General features: G+C 35.7%; 15 protein-coding genes. 9 read left to right on the top strand and 6 right to left on the bottom strand.

What is annotated here, in order from left to right:
• Positions 1-230: 230 nt before the first annotated feature.
• The 3 genes from DUT69_RS07485 (at position 231) to DUT69_RS07475 (ending at position 2,171) form a co-directional block, all read left to right on the top strand.
• Entirely contained in the window at positions 231-866 is a 636-nt protein-coding gene (locus tag DUT69_RS07485) for a response regulator transcription factor (protein WP_113652617.1), read from the top strand.
• A gap of 87 nt (positions 867-953) precedes the next feature.
• Positions 954-1,670: a DUF481 domain-containing protein gene (locus DUT69_RS07480; RefSeq protein WP_113652616.1), complete on the top strand. Its 717-nt coding sequence runs from the start codon at positions 954-956 to the stop codon at positions 1,668-1,670.
• A 132-nt stretch (positions 1,671-1,802) separates the two neighbouring features.
• Positions 1,803-2,171 carry a response regulator gene (locus tag DUT69_RS07475; protein ID WP_113652615.1) on the top strand — a complete coding sequence of 123 codons (369 nt, stop codon included), beginning with the start codon at positions 1,803-1,805 and terminating at the stop codon, positions 2,169-2,171.
• Positions 2,172-2,181: 10 nt separating this feature from the next.
• On the opposite strand, the gene DUT69_RS07470 is transcribed toward DUT69_RS07475, so the two are convergent.
• Positions 2,182-2,382, bottom strand: coding sequence for a hypothetical protein (locus DUT69_RS07470; protein WP_113652614.1), 201 nt, complete (start codon positions 2,380-2,382; stop codon positions 2,182-2,184).
• A gap of 201 nt (positions 2,383-2,583) precedes the next feature.
• On the opposite strand from DUT69_RS07470, the gene DUT69_RS07465 reads away from it, so the two are divergent.
• Positions 2,584-3,216, top strand: a complete 633-nt coding sequence (locus DUT69_RS07465; RefSeq protein WP_113652613.1) for a response regulator transcription factor — start codon at positions 2,584-2,586, stop codon at positions 3,214-3,216.
• Between the two features lie 49 nt (positions 3,217-3,265).
• Here DUT69_RS07465 and DUT69_RS07460 read toward each other — a convergent pair whose 3' ends face one another.
• On the bottom strand, positions 3,266-4,009 hold the full coding sequence (locus DUT69_RS07460) for a DUF72 domain-containing protein (RefSeq protein WP_113652612.1): 744 nt from the start codon (positions 4,007-4,009) through the stop codon (positions 3,266-3,268).
• A 9-nt stretch (positions 4,010-4,018) separates the two neighbouring features.
• Positions 4,019-4,624: a hypothetical protein gene (locus DUT69_RS07455; protein WP_113652611.1), complete on the bottom strand. Its 606-nt coding sequence runs from the start codon at positions 4,622-4,624 to the stop codon at positions 4,019-4,021.
• 142 nt (positions 4,625-4,766) lie between these two features.
• Here DUT69_RS07455 and DUT69_RS07450 point away from each other — a divergent pair, with 142 nt between their 5' ends.
• Positions 4,767-5,735 carry an SDR family oxidoreductase gene (locus tag DUT69_RS07450; RefSeq protein WP_113652610.1) on the top strand — a complete coding sequence of 323 codons (969 nt, stop codon included), beginning with the start codon at positions 4,767-4,769 and terminating at the stop codon, positions 5,733-5,735.
• A 1-nt stretch (position 5,736) separates the two neighbouring features.
• On the opposite strand, the gene DUT69_RS07445 is transcribed toward DUT69_RS07450, so the two are convergent.
• Positions 5,737-7,542, bottom strand: a complete 1,806-nt coding sequence (locus DUT69_RS07445; RefSeq protein WP_113652609.1) for a sensor histidine kinase — start codon at positions 7,540-7,542, stop codon at positions 5,737-5,739.
• Positions 7,543-7,714: 172 nt separating this feature from the next.
• On the opposite strand from DUT69_RS07445, the gene DUT69_RS07440 reads away from it, so the two are divergent.
• Both DUT69_RS07440 and DUT69_RS07435 read left to right on the top strand, forming a co-directional pair.
• Positions 7,715-9,817 (top strand): ATP-binding protein, encoded by a 2,103-nt coding sequence (locus DUT69_RS07440; RefSeq protein ID WP_113652608.1) that lies wholly within the window; start codon positions 7,715-7,717, stop codon positions 9,815-9,817.
• Between the two features lie 57 nt (positions 9,818-9,874).
• Positions 9,875-10,402, top strand: coding sequence for a DUF421 domain-containing protein (locus DUT69_RS07435; RefSeq protein ID WP_113652607.1), 528 nt, complete (start codon positions 9,875-9,877; stop codon positions 10,400-10,402).
• 52 nt (positions 10,403-10,454) lie between these two features.
• On the opposite strand, the gene DUT69_RS07430 is transcribed toward DUT69_RS07435, so the two are convergent.
• Both DUT69_RS07430 and DUT69_RS07425 read right to left on the bottom strand, forming a co-directional pair.
• The gene (locus tag DUT69_RS07430) at positions 10,455-12,386 is read right to left on the bottom strand and encodes a family 43 glycosylhydrolase (RefSeq protein WP_113652606.1); all 1,932 of its coding nucleotides are present in this window, start codon (positions 12,384-12,386) and stop codon (positions 10,455-10,457) included.
• Between the two features lie 13 nt (positions 12,387-12,399).
• Positions 12,400-13,440, bottom strand: a complete 1,041-nt coding sequence (locus tag DUT69_RS07425; protein ID WP_113652605.1) for a glycoside hydrolase family 43 protein — start codon at positions 13,438-13,440, stop codon at positions 12,400-12,402.
• A 179-nt stretch (positions 13,441-13,619) separates the two neighbouring features.
• Between DUT69_RS07425 and DUT69_RS07420 the strand changes: the two genes are divergently transcribed.
• Both DUT69_RS07420 and DUT69_RS07415 read left to right on the top strand, forming a co-directional pair.
• Positions 13,620-15,605 carry a DUF3857 domain-containing protein gene (locus tag DUT69_RS07420; protein ID WP_113652604.1) on the top strand — a complete coding sequence of 662 codons (1,986 nt, stop codon included), beginning with the start codon at positions 13,620-13,622 and terminating at the stop codon, positions 15,603-15,605.
• Positions 15,605-17,500 carry a DUF3857 domain-containing protein gene (locus DUT69_RS07415; RefSeq protein WP_113652603.1) on the top strand — a complete coding sequence of 632 codons (1,896 nt, stop codon included), beginning with the start codon at positions 15,605-15,607 and terminating at the stop codon, positions 17,498-17,500. Before DUT69_RS07420 ends, DUT69_RS07415 begins: the two co-directional genes overlap by 1 nt.
• Positions 17,501-17,532: the final 32 nt, after the last annotated feature.

Below are 17,532 nucleotides of genomic sequence, written 5' to 3'. Positions count from 1 at the left end.
TAGTTTATGTTAAATGTATTAGACGTTAACATCCTCTAGCTAAAACTATTTTATAATCAATTAACACTCAATGCATTTATTGTTTTTGCGGTAAATATTGCGTATTATTTCATCAATAATAGGTATTTATACAACCGCTTGTTGTAACCCTCGTTCTTATCTTTGACATCTAGAAATGCACTTAAAATCTGCGTTTCAGCGATAAATTGACGTATTACACAAAATTGTAGATGATCAGAATAATACTTGCAGAAGACCACCCAGTGGTAAGAGATGGAATTAAAAGCATACTTGAAGCAGGCGGAGATATACAAGTAGTTGGAGAAGCGGAGAATGGATTAGAGGTAATTCAATTATTGAAAAATAATGTACAGGCCGATCTGATTTTAACCGACATAAATATGCCAGAAATGGATGGCATGACTTTATTAAAAACATTAGCAAAGGACTATCCCGGAATGAAAGTTTTGTTCTTGTCTATGATGGACAATGAAAAATACCTTTTCGATGCTTTTGAGATTGGTGCTGTAGGTTATATACTAAAGAGTGCTAACGTAGATGAATTATTGTTTTCAATACGGCAAGTTTACAACGGACATAAAGTTATTTGCAACGAACTCTCTTTAAAATTGCTTCATCTGTCTTCTAACTTTGCGAAAGTGATCCAGCCCTCTATTTTACTTACCGAAAGAGAGCAAGAGATTTTGGCACTCATTTCTGAAGGTTATACTAACCAACAAATAGCAGATAGAATATTCGCAAGCCGGAGAACTATTGAGGGGCATAGACAAACGCTTATCGAGCGAGCAGGCGTTAAAAACTCAGCGCAGTTAGTAAGATACGCCTGCAAAAACGGACTGCTTTAGCATTTTGGCTAACAGAAAACATCTTTCTGTTTTTTTAATACTACTAATTACGCCGAACATATTTCTGAGTTAGCTGTTCTTTTGACTATGAAGAAATATGTACTTGGCTGTTTTCTGTTAATATCACTGGAGGCAAATGCGCAATTTTCTGACACTACGGCGCACCACCTTAAACTTTCTGCAGCTGGCTCGGTAAACAAAACAAATACAGAAAATGCTTATTTACTTAACAACGCACTAACGTTTGGAATACAGCGAAAAAGCATAGTGTTTAATTCTACGAATACTTGGCTATATGGTAAACAGAATAGCAAATTAAGTAACAACGACTTCTCCTCTACTTTAAATTTTAACCTCTACAAAACACTTCCTCATTTCTATTATTGGGGATTGCTAAATTACAATACAAGTTACTCTCTTAAAATTAACCATCAGGTATTGGCAGGCCTTGGTATAGCTTACAACATAGTTGATAGGGAAAATGCTTACCTTAATGTAAGCAATGGTGTACTTTATGATAAAAGTAATCTTTTAAGCAACGAAATTTACGACACTTACAGAAATTCTTTTCGCATTCAATATCGCTTTACCATTAAAGAATTAGTTGTGTTTGAAGGGGGAAATTTCTTACAAAGTTCTTTTGAGCGTGAAGGAGATCATATCATAAGATTATCTAATAGCATAGGTATAAAACTTAGAAAATGGATTAGCTTAAATACCACTTTAAATTATAACAAAATGAATATTACCGACAGGGAAAATTTAAACATCACTTATGGAATTACGTTAGATAAATACTTCTAAATAAATAATTTACTAAATTTTATAGAAAAAAAAGCGATAAATACGTGTTTTTACGTTTTTCACCGAAATAGTACGTAATATTAAAAACAACATAGTACTGGTTTCCGTTAGTTCACTATCAACCCAGCACCTATGAAACCTAAAATATTTATATTAGAAGATGACGAGAGCATTCGTGATCTTTACCCCTACATACTTGGAGAAGAAAATTATGACATGAGCACTTTTTCCTGTGCTAAAGATTTTAAAGAAAATAGCAACGAAATTCCGCAAATGTATATTCTGGATGTTATGTTACCAGATGGTAACGGTTTAGATATTTATAGAGAACTGCAGCAAAACCCCGCTACAGCAGATGTTCCGGTGTTGATTATGTCTGCACATGAAGACCCCATTTATGTTCGTAAGCAGTTTCCTAGAGCCAATTTCCTTTCCAAACCCTTCGACATAACGAAGCTGATTGACTCTGTAGCTAAAAACATTCGGCTTACAGGAGCCTAATATTAAACCTTTATTCTTCTGTTTTTAGATCTGGAAAACTTTTAGAAGAACTACCGGTACCGCTCTCGCTGTTTCCATTTTGTTCAGCGGGCTTTTTAGAACTTCCAGTAAACGAATCATCTGAGAGAGAATCTTTACCTTGTGTTCCAGTGTTGTCATAACCATCCCTAGGCGCAACATTATCTTTTGATATTTCTTTCTTTTTAGACATAAAAATTATTTTTAATTAATAGCGATTACCTTCAAGAACAACTTTAGCATAAAAAAGTTTAACCCGTAACATAGTTCAAATTATTGTAGTAGATAATAGCGACTTTAAAACATTAAGCACCCTAAGTTTGTTGGAAGCTTGGTTTATATGTTGAAAAACGAATCAGTTTTAGTATAGTACCTTTTTAGCAATTTACAGCAAATGAATATTATTTTATTAGATAGCCAATTATTGGTTGCCTCGGGGCTGAAACAACTTATTTCTCAGATACCTGATATGCATGTTTTAGATATTTTTGCCGAAGGCAAGGAAGCTCTAGACTATTTAGACCAAGCCAATGTTGATCTGCTAATAAGTGATTTGTCACTTAAAGACATGACTGGATTAGATGTTTTAGAACAGATCAAACTCAGTCACCCTTCAGTTAAAGTAATGTTTTTAACAATGCATGATGAACTTCCTATTGTGGCTAACTGCATGCAGGCCGGAGCAGATGCTTTTCTTTCGAAAAAAACAGATATTGCCGAGATGTCTTTTGCGATAGATAGGATATTAATGGGAAGGAAATATATCTGTAGCCTCATTACTTCTAAAGCATTTAGCCAAAAAGGAATAATTAGAGAACCAAGTACAGACCACTCAGTATTTAGCGATAGAGAAGTTATGGTGTTAAAGCATGTCGGAAATGGTTTAACCAATCAAGAAATTGCAGAAAAAATGTTTTTAAGCAGACGTACGGTAGAGGGTCATAGACAAAATCTACTTAGAAAAACCAATGCCCTAAATACAGCCACTTTAATAAAATTTGCTGTAAGCAACGGCTTGATAGAATAAGCAGAATTTATAAGTGAAAATTACCAAACCTCGATACAACCCCTAAAACTTAACCTAACATTTTTTTAAGGGATTGTAAATTCTCATAAACATTACCCATTGTATTGTTGAAGTAAACATAAACTCTTTTTTCCATCTGAAGCCATTCAGAAATCAGCACTGCATACTCGGAAAGCGTATCATAAGTATATGTGCCCTTATAATCGCCTTGCGGACCGTGAAATCTTACGTAAACAAACTCATCTCCTAGCGTGATCATGGGGCTGGCAACTTTTGCTTTATCTTGTATTACCATTGCCATGCCGTGCTGTTTTAAAACTTCATAACTTTCTGTCATATAAAGAGATTTGTGTCTAAACTCAACCGAAAAATCCCATAAATTTTCCTGATCGACACGTTTAAACTGCGCTAGTAATTGATCAATTTGACCTAGGTATTTTACCGTTACGCTAGGTGGAAATTGAATTAATAAACTACCAGTTTTATCACCTACATTGGCTACAACATCCATAAATCTATTTACCGTATCGATACTATAAGCCAACTGTTTAAGATGCGTAATCTCTTTAAAAACTTTAAATGTAAACCTAAAATCATCAGGCACCTCATTGGCCCACTTCAAGACTGTTTTTGCTTGCGGTAATTTGTAAAACGAACTATTTATTTCTATGCTATTTTGTAAAGAAGCATAATAGCTTAACCTACTTTTTTCTTTAAATGCTTTTGGATAATATAGCTTGTTAGGCACAGGTAAAATAAGCCCGCTAGTACCTGCATAAAATTTCTTCTCCATAGCACCATCTCATGAATCCGTTTTTACCAAACCGTCTACCAGAAATTTCCACTGTGGATAAGACAAACCCATTTTTGCCGACCAGCCCACAATTGTATTTCTAATTCCGTCTACTATTTTATCGTTATCAACATTTGGTGTTTCATTACGTCCGTGCATCTCTGCAACAACCTTATTTTCTATTCTTTTAACAATAAAAGTAGATGTTGCGGATTCAGAGAAAAAATGCGCTGTAGCTTCATCACTATTGGTCGGACTTGCGCAAGGTCGCACCCTAAACCCCATCCATTCTTCCAAGTCATTTTTGTCGCTTTCTGCAATCTCTTCTATACGTACCCAATCATAGCCGTCGCCGGTTATCGTTCCAGGCCCGGGAATGTCTATTCTTATTAAATTTCCAACCTCTAACCTAAAAGACGGTAAACCATCGGCTAGCATTAACTGAAAAGTTGTTGCGGTTGTGCCACAGGTTCTTTCCCAATTGTTAACGTCTAGCAAACGTAATTTTGCTAAAGAGTAAAAGGACTTTGCATCAGCTAAGCTATTAAATTTACTTTCAGATTGAATGTTTACCTCACTTCCAGATTGTTGTTGTGGTATTAGTGTATTTTTCATTTTCTTTTAGGTTAAACTGAAGTTATGCGTCGCAAAACTTAACGTTGTAAGATCAACATCCTAGACTGGTATTGGTTCTAAGAATTTTACACAGATTAAAATTAACCTTAAACAATTTCATTTTACTTGGGTTATTCTGGGTATGAAAGATGGTACTAAAACGATTGTGATAACTGGAGCATCAAGTGGTGTAGGACGTGCAATTGCATTGGCATTTGCAGAACGTGGAGAGCGACTGATACTAGCTTCTAGAAATGTGGTTGCCTTAGAAGAATTGGCTACAGAGTGTTGGCGATTAGGTGCAGAAGTAAAATTTGTAGAAACAGACGTATCAAATTATCGCTCGGTTATTAACTTGGCAGCAGAGGCTGATGAATTTGGCCAAGGCATAGATGTATGGATTAATAATGCCGGCGTGCTGGCGGTTGGAAATTTCGAATCCACACCAATGGAAATAAACACACAAGTAATCCATACAAATCTTTTGGGATATATGCATGGCGCACATGCGGTTTTACCCTATTTTAAAAAGCAAAAAAAAGGAATAATTATTAATAACATATCGATAGGTGGATTTCTACCAGTACCATTTGGGGCAGCCTACAGTGCAAGCAAATTCGGCTTACGCGGTTTCGGCGCAGCTCTAAAAACAGAGCTATCCTCTTTCCCATCTATACATATTTGCGATGCATACCCTGCATTTTTAGATACGCCAGGTATTCAGCATGCGGCAAATTATACCGGCAAACAAATTAAACCAGCACCGCCAGTTTACGATCCTGTTAGGATAGCGCAAAGCATAGTTAGCTTAGCCGAAAGGCCAAAGCCAGAACTAATGATCGGAAGTACATCAGTATTATTGCGATTGTCTCATTCCTTGCTTCCAACCCTGACAAGAAAAATTGCAAATGCAGTAATTAGCAATTATTTAAAGCATGCAAAACCAATGGAAACGAGTTCCGGAAATTTGTTTAACCCGGTTGGTTTCGGTAATTCTGTTCACGGAGGTTGGGGTCTGCCAGGCAAACCAAAGGCCCACAGAAAATTTATTGCAGGCGGACTATTAGCTGTTGCGGCTTTAGGTTTTTTAATACTTGGCAGAAAAGATTAGTCTACCGTGATGACGATGGCAAGGTGAAAAAGAACTTACTTCCTTCACCCAACTCGCTTTCGACCCAAATATGGCCATTATTAGCCTCAATAAACTCTCTGCACAACATCAAACCTAAGCCTGTGCCAGATTCTTTGTGCGTACCTACTATAGTGTATTTTCGGCCGGCCTCAAAAAGCCGTTTGCTTTCAGTTTCAGCAATACCAATACCTTGATCGGTTACGGTGAATAGACAGTTAGATCCATCTTGTATGGCGCTTACAGTTATCAAGCCACCTTCATAACTGAATTTAATGGCATTAGAAATCAAGTTTCTTAAAATTGTTTCAAGCATTTGCTGATCCGCCAGTACGCCAATCTCATCAGCAACGCTAAACTTAAGCGCAATAGCTTTAGCTTGAACTGCCGGACCCATGAGTTTTTCTATGCCTGTAAAAAGAGTTTTAATACAAATAGGAACTGGGGTGGCCTTTAACATTCCAGATTGCAAACTTGCCCAATTCAGTAGATTTTCTAGCAAGGCATATGCTTCTTTGGCAGCTTGGTTCATGCTTTTAGCAATTTGGCTAACCTTTTCAGTACCTAAGGTATGCGCTTTAACCTGTATAATTTGGCTGTAGCTGAGTAGCGAAGTAAATGGGTTCTTTAAATCGTGCGCTACAATAGAATAAATTTTATCTTTCGTTTCGTTTAAGGCTTTTAATTGTTGTTCTGCCTGTTTAAGTTCGGTAACGTCTTGGCAAATTACCAAAAAGCTAGTTACTTGTTTATTTGCAGAAAACTCTGGTACAATGTGCACTTTATAGAAAACAATATGGTCATCATATTCCAAGCGTAAATGATCTTTATGTTCTGCTTGATTTTGTCTAGCTATCAATAGCAAAGGCTCAAGCAACATAATTAACTTATTATTTTCGCTAGCTCTACCATCCCGATTGGTAAAATTTGAGAAGATATTCTGTAGATCTTCGTTAAAACGCATAACCACATCTGGCAAATTATTGGCTAACGTTTTATACTCCTCTTCACTAGCTTTTAAGTTACTAAAAATTAAACGGGTTGGGTTTGTAAATCCAGTTTCTACAATAGCTTTGTAAATTAAAAAATAGGCAATAAGCTTTCCATAATGCCCTAGTTCATTTGCCAAACCATCATTAACGGTGTAAACCGTAAAACAGATTTCGCTAAGCGCAGTAATAATAACCGACACCAGAATTAATTGGTAAACTGTTTCGCTAAAGTTATTTCTCTTCAGGTATAATAGTACCGCAACTACTGTTAATAATCCAATTATAACATATTCAGCATAAATTTTAAATGGCGTTTGTCCTACGCCTTCTATAAAACAAACCGGGAAGTTTTTCCATACCAAAATCGAAAGTATTATTAATATCGATGTGATAAGATAACCTAAAAAAATCAAATCAGAATTTATGCGTTGTTGTCTTTTTAACAACGCAAAGCCACCGAGTAAGGTTAACGCGGCCATTATTCTAGTTGCAATCCAGAACTGATTAGAAAGATAACCGTCTACATTGAACACCTGCATACCCCTAAAGCCCAGCATGTGCATCAAATCCAATCCACCAATAAAGATATACGAGATGCCTAACAAGTGTAAGTATTTATTGTCTTGCATACTTCTAGAATTCCAAGTAACAATAAATACAGCAAACGCAACCACGATAGAAAACAGCTCAACCAAGCAGTGAAAAAGCATGTAGCTATGCAACGAAGCAAGGTAAAGGGATACGACAACAAAAGTACTGGCAAAAACCGTACGATAATTGTTTCTCAATAACTGCATTAATTTAGGCAAAAGCGTTTGATTTATGGATTTACCAAATCTACAAAAATTAATACAATTGAAATAGATTGCAATGTATTCTTATATTCTAAATAAGAGTAATTTTCAACTTTATTAGGTTCAGTTTGTTAAGCATTTTAATTATTTTTGTTAAGCCCCTATCTGTATAAATATGGTTAATTTCCCCGGCGCATTAGCTGATGATGTGCTATTGAAAATTCTTTTATTATCAAACGATGCTACCGCGATTTACAGCGATAGCGACCTTACCATTAGATTTGCAAATAAGGGCATGCTACAGATATGGGGAAAGGGCGAAGATGTTATAGGCAAAAGTTTTGAAGAGGCTTTACCAGAAATGAAAGGGCAGCCTTTTACCACGTTGTTAAAAAATACTTGGAAAACCGGAGAATTGTACGAGGCGAAGGATACCCCTGCAACATTATTGGTTAATGGAAAACTAGAAACATTCTTTTTTGATTTCGTTTATCGCCCGATAAAAAATGCGCAAGGCGATGTTTTTTGTATTTTGCATACCGCAACCGAAGTTAGCGATAGAATAAATGCGTGGAGGGCAGTTGCCGAACGCGAAGCTACCGAACAGAAGTTAAAAAACGAGCTATTAAAAGCAAATCTAGAGTACGAAGCTATAAATGAAGAATATCAGACAATAAATGAAGATTTAGCCACACTTAATGAAGAGTATCTCTCTACCAACGAGTTGCTGGAAGCCGCCAATAATCAGTTAAAAGTTTTTCATAAGGATTTAGAAAAAACTAATCAAGTTTTACATCACTCAAATTCTATTTTAATTGCAGATAACCTTGCACTTTCTCTAAGCGAGAAACAAGCGCTTGCAACACTTTCTGATGCGCCTGTAGCCATTGGGATTCTTTCTGGTCGAGATTTGATCATCGGCTCTGCCAATAGGGAATTGTTATTTTTGTGGGGTAAATCAGAAACTGTACTTGGCTTGCCTTTAACAGATGCTATACCGGAATTACGTGGCCAAGAATTTTTACAGCTTTTAGACGATGTTTATACCTCTGGAGTAAGCTTTGAAGGCAATGGAATGAAGGTTAGTTTGATGCGTAAGGGAAAATTAGAAGATTGTTACTTCAATTTTATTTACAAACCAATAACTGCCGACAATGGCAAAACAATTTCTATTATGATTGTTGCCAATGAGGTTACTGAACAAATAGTTGCCCGAAATATTATAACCGAAACAAACGAACGGTTAAATATGGCGCTTAATGCTGGCAAATTAGGTTCGTATGATCTGGATTTACGAACCGGAAAGATTACTTCGTCTGCACAAAGCAGGTCTAATTTTGGCCTAAACATTAATCAGGATTTTGACTTGGAAGATTTTTACGCTTCAATAGTTTCATCTCAGCGAGAAACAGTTAGAAAAAAAATCGAAGATGCTATTGCAAATAATGACATTTACGAAGCAGAATACCAAATAAATTCGCCCAATGGCGCTTTGAGATGGATACATGCAAATGGAAAAGTTAAGTATGATGATAATGGAAATGCAACGAATTTAATCGGCGTTACGCAAGATATTAGTGATAAGAAAGTGCATGAACAACGAAGAGACGACTTTTTAAGCATCGCTAGTCACGAATTAAAAACACCCATTACTGCATTACAAGGCAATATTCAGTTATTAGATAGACTGAAGCAAACACTAAACTCTCCCAATGCCGAACGATTAATTACATCATCAAAAAAAGTAATTGAAAAAGTTACAACGTTGGTTGATGACTTGCTGAACATTAGTCGTTATACGGAAGGAAAACTTCAGTTAGAAAAAACAAAGTTTAAGCCTTGGGAACTTTTAGAAACCTGCTGTACGCATATACGTGCCGATAATTATTACGAATTGAAGTTAGAAGGCGACAGAGAAGTAGAAATTATTGCAGATGAGCACAGAATAGATCAGGTGATTACAAACTTTGTGAACAATGCGGTAAAATACGCACCAAACTCTAAAGAAATAGTACTTAAGGTGCAACGATTTGAAAACGATGTTCGAATTTCGGTTAAAGACAATGGACCAGGAATGCCAAGCGAACAGCTCCCCTATTTATTTGACAGATATTGGCGTGCAGATAGGTCTAGCAGAGATTATTCTGGTTTAGGTTTAGGACTTTTTATTTGTGCTGAAATTATTAGGAATCATCAGGGTGAAATTGGAGCATCAAGTACACTTGGGCAAGGAAGCGAGTTTTGGTTTACCATACCCTTAATTGGGGTAACAAATTAACCTATTCTAAAACATTTCTATTCGGGGCTTGTACTACTATCAGCTAATGTATAAAGCATGATAGAAAAATACCTTTTTAAAGATTGGGAAACACTTTACCATATTGCCATCTGTGCATCTATTTCATTTTTAGCCCTTTTCATCTTTATCAGAATTTCTGGTAAAAGAACGCTCGCTAAGTTAAATGCTTTCGATTTTGTAGTATCGGTTACCTTGGGTTCCACACTTTCATCGATGATGTTGCTAAAAACAACTGTAGCCGAGGGCTGTATAGCATTAATTGTTATTATTGTTTTACAGTATCTATTGGCTTATCTCGCTAAAAAATCTACCATGTTAGAAAAGGCAATCAACTCAACTCCATCCCTCCTTTTTTACAACGGCAAGTTTGTAGAGGAGGTGATGAAGCGAGAATTGATTACTGAAGAGGAAGTATATGCTGAAATAAGACAGTATCGAATCGAGAATGTTGATGACGTTAGGGCCGTTGTTATGGAACTAAATGGTGAGTTAACCGTTATCAAAAAATCAGATGATGGAGCTTTAAACACATCGTTAGAAGATCTACCAAAACAAGCTAATTAATTTTGCTTCCAATTTATCGTTTGGCTCAACATCACGCTTTTATCAAATACACTTATTTTCCGTTTACCCCTTCAGTAGTCATAACAATTTTTTTAATCGTACCATCCGCATTATAAAATAATTCTTCTATAGCTATCGATCTACTGTAACTGCTACCGTCGGTTTGTAACGCACCATTATGGTATATAAAGTAAGTCTTCCCTTTAAAGTCTATAATTGCTTGATGATTAGTATTACTATTTCCAGCAATCTCATTCAAAAGCCCTTTGTATTCCCAAGGACCGGTAATACTTTTGCTCATCGCGTAAGCTAATTTTTCTGGGAAACCGCTAGCATATGTCAGGTAATACCAATCGTTACGTTTGTGTATCCATGGTGCCTCAGTAAAGTCGAAACCATCAAATTTCACTTGTTTAACCTCGCCATCAATTTCAATCATATTTGGTTTAAGCTTTGCGTAATAACACTCTCTATTACCCCAAAATATCCATGAGTCACCCTTTTCGTCGGTGTAAATGGCTGGGTCTATACAAGCCCATGAATGGGTTGAAGCAAAACAATCTTTATTTGTAAGTAACGGTTTTCCCAGCGCATCTTTGTAAGGACCTTCCGGCTTATCAGAAACTCCAACGCCAATACCCGACCAATTGGTACTTATATACCAATAGTATTTACCGTCTTTTTTGGCAACATGACCGGCAAAAGCATCTCGACTTTTAGCCCATGAAAAATCTGTAATTTTCATTGGAACAGGGTATTCCGTCCAATTATTTAAATCTGTAGTTGAATATACCAACCAATCTTTCATCTTGTAGTTTTTCTGTCCGCCAGCAAAATCATGACCCGCGAAAAGCCAAACCTTGCCATCTTCGACCAGAGCGGCAGGATCTGCTGTATAAGAGTGTTTTATAATAGGATTTCCAGTAGCCTTAAATTCATGGCGTTCGCCAACCATAAGAGGCTGTAACATCGATTCTCTAACGCCACCCCATTTATTATTTAAACGTCTTGCTTCTTCCCTACTAATACCAATTACGCTGCCGTGTCTAGGATTAAAATCTTTCGCAAATCCTTCTGTTTTTTTGGTAAACGTATTTAAATCTTTACTTCTCTGAAACTCATATTTTCCGTTTTTATACAAATCATACATCAAAATATAGTCATCGCTAATGTTTAGCTTAAAAATACTAGAGCCTTCAACTGCAGTTTGCGTACCTGCATAAACATCCAAGTAATCAAAACCTTCTATCCAAGGGCCTTGCAAAGATTTACTAGTTGCCTTTTTGATGCCGTTTTTTACTTCCTTGCCAGCTTCTTTTGTATTTCCTTTAAAAAAGAAGTGATAAGTACCATCCTTATAAACTATATCGCCGTCAATTGCGCCATCTTTAGGCGCAAACATTAGTTTGGGTTCTTTTTCAAAACCGGTAAAGTCTTTGTTGGCATAAGCCGAATAAAAATTCAATTTTTCATCGCCCTTAAAACGAATAGTAAAATATACCAAGTATTTTCCAGCCTTTGCATCGTAAATTGTTTGCGGAGCCCAAACCCATTTTACATTGCCAAATTTCTTTGGATACAATTCTGCCAAATCTACTTTCGAAGATGTCCAATCTGTTAAATTACTCGATTTAAGCAAAACTATTCCCGAATTATGCTCCCAACCATTTTTAACGGTGAACATATCCGTTGCGGTAAGATAAAAGCTTTTTCCATCATTAGCACGTAATAAATGAGGATCTCTAATTCCTCCCGTTTTACTAATATCGGCAGCTTTCAAAACCGGTTTATTGCCATTAAGTGCAAACCACTCGGTACCATTACTACTTGTTGCAAAACGAAGTTGTTCTTGTAGCTGATTATCGCCATAACCTTCAAAATAAGCAAATAAGTAACCAGAAATTGCTTTTTCATCATTCTGTTGCTGTGCAAAACTATTAAATGATAATAGGAGCAGAAACGCCAATGGGATTATTTTATTCATATTTATTATCGTGTTATTTCTTCCAATGTTTTTGCAGGCTGTTAATTTCTTTTTTGGTTAGATGTATAACGGCGCCATGCTTTGGCGAAGTAAAATTTGTCGTTTTCATTACTCCCTCGTTAAAATGGCCTAAATCAGTAAAGTTTACAAAATCTCTAGTTTCGCTAAAGCCGAAATTATGCGGATTAATTCCGTAGATATCATACATCAAAACCCATTTATCTTCATTAATACGTTTCCAAACTGTTGGCGCTTCGCATGCTTTAGGCTCTGGATCGTACCATTTATCGTTGTAAACGTAATCTGAGTTAATATTTTTAGATGAAGCCATTTTTATCCCGGGCGTACCATCATGTGCTACGTAGAACATTTTATAATGATCCTTAAACTTAATAATGTCCGCATCAATAGCGCTTTTATCTTTTTTAGGATATTGGAAAAGTGGCTGTGGAGCCGAGTAAAGCGTTTTAAAATCATCGTTTACGTAAGCGTAATAAAGTTGATTAGCTCCATTGCCAAAACGAAGCGTAAAATAAATCATCATTTTACCCACTGCATCATCATAAATTAACTCTGGCGCCCATGCACAGCCAATGTTTTCGAACCCGGCAAAGGCTTTGTCAATTCTTATAGAATGGTGTGTCCAATTAATCAAGTCTTTAGAACGCATTAAAACCAAGCTCTGATTGTTCCCCCAGCCAAAATCTCTCTCAGGTCGCTCCCACTGCGTGCTTCGTAATTTGTTTTCCTTAGCGAAAATATGCAAATCTGTTGCTACCATATAAAAATAGCCGTCATTGCCTCGGGTAATATATGGATCTCTAATTCCTTTTTGTGTAGCAATACTGTCTCCGGTGATAACAGGTTTATTACCATTTAAGGCTGTAAAGTTATAGCCATCAGTACTTAGCGCAAAATGTACTCCATGGTTGTCATCCTTAAAATAAACCATCAAATAGCCTTTCATATCCTTTTCAGAAGTAAGCTTTACTTTTTGTCCAAAAGCTATTTTAACGCAAAGCGACAAGAAAATAATTGAAAAGATTTTGTTCATAATTTGGTTATACCGGCCTACCAAATTTACAACAATAAATTAAACGTCAAAGTGACTTTTATTAGCAATAGCACGGATGTTACAAAATAGGATTCTCATCACGTTGTGAAAAAAGATTCTTGTAAGCTCTTTAAATATTATTAAAACTTTAGCATATTAGAATAATAAATTACGCAATTATGAAAATTAAAGCTCTCTTGATTATTCTAGGGATATCTCTGTCCTACTGTTTTGTCTATGCACAAAAAAAAGAATTTAAATTCGGTAAAATTTCACCAGAAGAATTTGAACTAAAAGCATCTGGTCAAGACTCTGCTGCTGCAGCTCTTAAAATTTTCGACATCGGAAATTGTTATTTCGAATATACCATTGGTAGTGGCTGGGTTTATGTTTATGAAAGACATATTCGTTATAAAGTATTAAATAAAAGTGGCTACGATTTAGCCAACTATAAAATTAATTTATACAGAAGTAGCAATAGTGCCAAAGAAGACTTGAACAATATGGAAGCTGCAACCTATAACATGGTTGATGGCAAAATGATTACCAGCAAAATTGGAAAGGACGCTAAATTCTCTGAAGAGTTTAACAAAAAGTTCACCATTAAGAAATTTACCCTGCCAAACGTTAAGGAAGGTTCGATTCTAGAATATAAATATAAAATCAAGTCCGACTTCATTTTTAATCTAAGAGGTTTTAGTTTTCAAAGTGATATACCAACATTATATACCGAATACAACGTAAGCATTCCAGAGTATTTTGTTTACAAAAGTAATTTCACTGGATACTTAGATGTAAAGCGCACTAAGCACGAGCAAGTTAATGCCCATTACCTTGCTGGATTAACGTCTGCTGCTACGCTTGATCAATTTGTGCTAGAAAATGTTCCGGCGCTTAAAGATGAAGCTTACATTACGACTTTAGACGATTATAGGCCAACAATTGATTTCGAACTGCAAGGCACTCGTTTTCCTGGCGAAGCATTTAAAGATTTTAATGGAACTTGGCCAAAACTTATCGACGGCCTATCTACTGATGAAAATTTCGGTGCGTACATCACTAAAAATTCAACTGCAAAAACGCTTCTACCTACAATTTTAAAAGGCGAAAAAGACACTGCCATAGTCACAAAACTGATTTTTGATTATGTGAAAAACAACATAAAATGGAACGATGAGTACAGCTTTTATGCTACGAGTACAAATCCAAAAACCATATTTGAAAAGAAATCCGGTAGCTCTGGCGATATAAATTTATGTTTGTTAAATCTATTAAAAGAAGCCAAAGTAACGGCATATCCTGTTTTAATAAGCACTCGAGAAAACGGAGTACACCCAGGAAATCCAATTATATCAAAGTTCAACAATGTGATTGCACTGGTAAACATGAATAACAAACAAGTTTTGCTAGATGCTACTGATAAAGATCTTCCGATGGGCATGATACATTATGATAATTTGAGTCACCAAGGTTTTGTTACCAATTTAACCACAAAAACCGGAAACTGGATTACCACAGAGCCGAGCGTGGCGACTGAAAAAATTTATAATTATTTTTTAACATTGGATAAAGAAAATAAGCTTAATGGTAATCTGAGTTTATATTCAAAAGGATATTCTGCTCTTAATCTTCGTAATAGGTACAGAACAACAAACAACGAGGCTGAATTTTTAAAAAATTATAAAAAGGATAAAACTGGATTAGAAATAAAAAACTACAAAGTTGTTAATTTAGATAGTCTAGATGCGCTTTTAACAGAGTCTTTTAATATTGCAATTGAAGATAACGTAGAGGAAGCCGGTAACCTAGTTTACTTTACTCCTTTGCTTTTCGAAAGAACCAAAGAGAACATGTTTAAGCATGAAGAGCGCTTGTTTCCTGTCGATTTTGCTTACCCCTTAAAAGAAAGTTTTCGAATTACTGTAAATTTTCCGGAAGAATATGAAATTGATAAACTGCCAAAAGGTGGAGCTTTTAAAATTCCGGATAACAGAGGAAGTTTTATTATAAGTTACGTTTCTGAAGGAAAATCGCTTCTTGTAAAAAGCGTAATAGAAATAAACAAATCATTTTATACGCCGGAGGAATATTTTCACTTAAAAGAATTGTTTAAAGCAATTGTACAAAAACAAGCAGAACAAATTGTATTTAAAAAGAAAGCCTAATGAGAACACTATTTATAGCATTATTATTTTCTGGAGTTTTTTTAAGCGTTAAAGCTCAATCCAATTACGATGCAACTAAAATTCCGGAGAGCTTATTAAAAGATGCGGTTGCAGTGGTTAGAAATGAAGAACAAAGTTTCGAACTTAAAAGTATAGGTGCAGGAAAAGTTGATTATAAAATTGCGATAACTATACTAAACAAAGCCGGCGACGACTTTGCGGAAATGGCTGAGGTTTATGATAAATTCTCAAATATTTACAATATTAAAGCAACTCTTTATGATGCTTCTGGCAAAAAAGTTAAAGAATACAAAACTGCGGATATCAGAGATCAGAGCTTAATTTCTGATTACTCAATTTTTGAAGACAACAGGTTAAAGCATTTAAAATTCTACAGCACATTCTATCCTTACACTATCGAGTATAGTTATACTCAGGATTTTAGAGGCATACTCTCTATACCGTCGTGGAGAGCTGTAAAAGGCTACGGTATTTCTACAGAAAAATCTGCCTATAATCTTTCGAAAAATGCTGGTATAAATATTAAATTTTTAACGAGCAAAGGTCTTGTCACAGATTCTGCAAAAGTCGGCGATAAGACACTGTATAAATGGTCGAGCACTAATGCGCCGGCAATTGTAAAAGAACCTTTAAGTGTAGGAATAGAAAATATTATCGATTGGGTTAAGGTTTCTCCAAATCAATTTGAGTACGATAATACTACGGGCAACTTTGATAATTGGAAAAACTTTGGTGCTTGGATGCACAAATTAAACGAAAATGCAAATACGCTTCCGCCAGCTACAAAGTTACAAGTTCAGCATCTGATTAAAGACGCTAAAAATCCGAAAGAAAAAATTAGCAAACTTTATAATTATTTGCAACAAAACACACGTTACGTAAGTGTCCAACTAGGTATTGGAGGCTTTAAGCCAATATTAGCGGAGAAAGTTGCACAAGTAAATTACGGAGATTGTAAAGCCTTATCAAATTACATGAAAGCTTTATTAAATGAAGCTGGAATTAAATCGAATTTAATCGTTATTGGAAATGGAATGCCCGGCTTAAATCCTAACTACGCCAGTATGGGCCAGGCAAACCATATGATACTTGCAGTGCCGTTGGCAAATGATACTACATTTTTAGAATGTACAAGTCAATATAACCCGATGGGATTTATTGGGCATGATAATGCGGATAGAAACGTCTTAATGATTACAGAAGATGGTGGAAGGATTGTGAGAACTCCAATTTATAATGCAAAAGACAATTACCAGCGTAGAAAAACAAATGTATTGTTTAGCGAAGATGGAAACGCTACTATAGCTATAAAATCAATCTATGCAAATGCACAATTTGAAGATAACATGCAAATGCTATTAATTGAACCTACAGAACAAAGGAAGCGAATTAATGAAGGGAATAACATTCCGGCAAGTGAGCTTACCTCGTTTAAGTTTGAGCAACCTGACAAAGCTTTGCCAATAATGAATGAAGAATTGAAATTTAAGACGAACCAATTATTAACCAAAGGAGGCGACAAGGCTTTTTTAACCGTAAATTTAACTAACAGAAGAGAAAGCGTACCTGCTAAAATTGATAATAGAAAAACACATTTTGCAGTGTCTTTTAGTTATGAAGATGAAGATGAAATCATTTATTCCCTACCAAAAGGCTATAGTATAGAATTCTTACCAAAAGACGTAAACATTGCCTCTGAATTTGGATCTTACAGCGCTAAATTTTCTAGTAAAGAAAACCAAATTGTTTATACACGTGTGCAAAACATGACAGCTAAGAGCTTTCCGCCAGAAAAGTATAATGAATATGTAGAATTCAACAAGAAAATTGTTGCGGCCGACAAGTTAAAAGCAGTACTTACAAAAGCAGAATAAAAACAAACGCCCCAAATCAGGGGCGTTTATTT

The organism is Pedobacter namyangjuensis (assembly GCF_003313325.1).
In the GTDB taxonomy this organism is placed as follows: Bacteria; Bacteroidota; Bacteroidia; order Sphingobacteriales; family Sphingobacteriaceae; genus Pedobacter; species Pedobacter namyangjuensis.
This window is presented reverse-complemented; position numbering and strand designations above follow the sequence as displayed.

Bases quoted from the DNA above. Each gene is read 5' to 3' on its own strand.
- DUT69_RS07480 (WP_113652616.1), top strand. From the start codon at position 954: ATGAAGAAATATGTACTTGGCTGTTTTCTGTTAATATCACTGGAGGCA.
- DUT69_RS07420 (WP_113652604.1), top strand. From the start codon at position 13,620: ATGAAAATTAAAGCTCTCTTGATTATTCTAGGGATATCTCTGTCCTAC.
- DUT69_RS07435 (WP_113652607.1), top strand. From the start codon at position 9,875: ATGATAGAAAAATACCTTTTTAAAGATTGGGAAACACTTTACCATATT.
- DUT69_RS07460 (WP_113652612.1), bottom strand. From the start codon at position 4,009: ATGGAGAAGAAATTTTATGCAGGTACTAGCGGGCTTATTTTACCTGTG.
- DUT69_RS07485 (WP_113652617.1), top strand. From the start codon at position 231: ATGATCAGAATAATACTTGCAGAAGACCACCCAGTGGTAAGAGATGGA.
- DUT69_RS07455 (WP_113652611.1), bottom strand. From the start codon at position 4,624: ATGAAAAATACACTAATACCACAACAACAATCTGGAAGTGAGGTAAAC.
- DUT69_RS07470 (WP_113652614.1), bottom strand. From the start codon at position 2,382: ATGTCTAAAAAGAAAGAAATATCAAAAGATAATGTTGCGCCTAGGGAT.
- DUT69_RS07425 (WP_113652605.1), bottom strand. From the start codon at position 13,440: ATGAACAAAATCTTTTCAATTATTTTCTTGTCGCTTTGCGTTAAAATA.
- DUT69_RS07475 (WP_113652615.1), top strand. From the start codon at position 1,803: ATGAAACCTAAAATATTTATATTAGAAGATGACGAGAGCATTCGTGAT.
- DUT69_RS07430 (WP_113652606.1), bottom strand. From the start codon at position 12,386: ATGAATAAAATAATCCCATTGGCGTTTCTGCTCCTATTATCATTTAAT.
- DUT69_RS07415 (WP_113652603.1), top strand. From the start codon at position 15,605: ATGAGAACACTATTTATAGCATTATTATTTTCTGGAGTTTTTTTAAGC.
- DUT69_RS07450 (WP_113652610.1), top strand. From the start codon at position 4,767: ATGAAAGATGGTACTAAAACGATTGTGATAACTGGAGCATCAAGTGGT.
- DUT69_RS07445 (WP_113652609.1), bottom strand. From the start codon at position 7,542: ATGCAGTTATTGAGAAACAATTATCGTACGGTTTTTGCCAGTACTTTT.
- DUT69_RS07465 (WP_113652613.1), top strand. From the start codon at position 2,584: ATGAATATTATTTTATTAGATAGCCAATTATTGGTTGCCTCGGGGCTG.
- DUT69_RS07440 (WP_113652608.1), top strand. From the start codon at position 7,715: ATGGTTAATTTCCCCGGCGCATTAGCTGATGATGTGCTATTGAAAATT.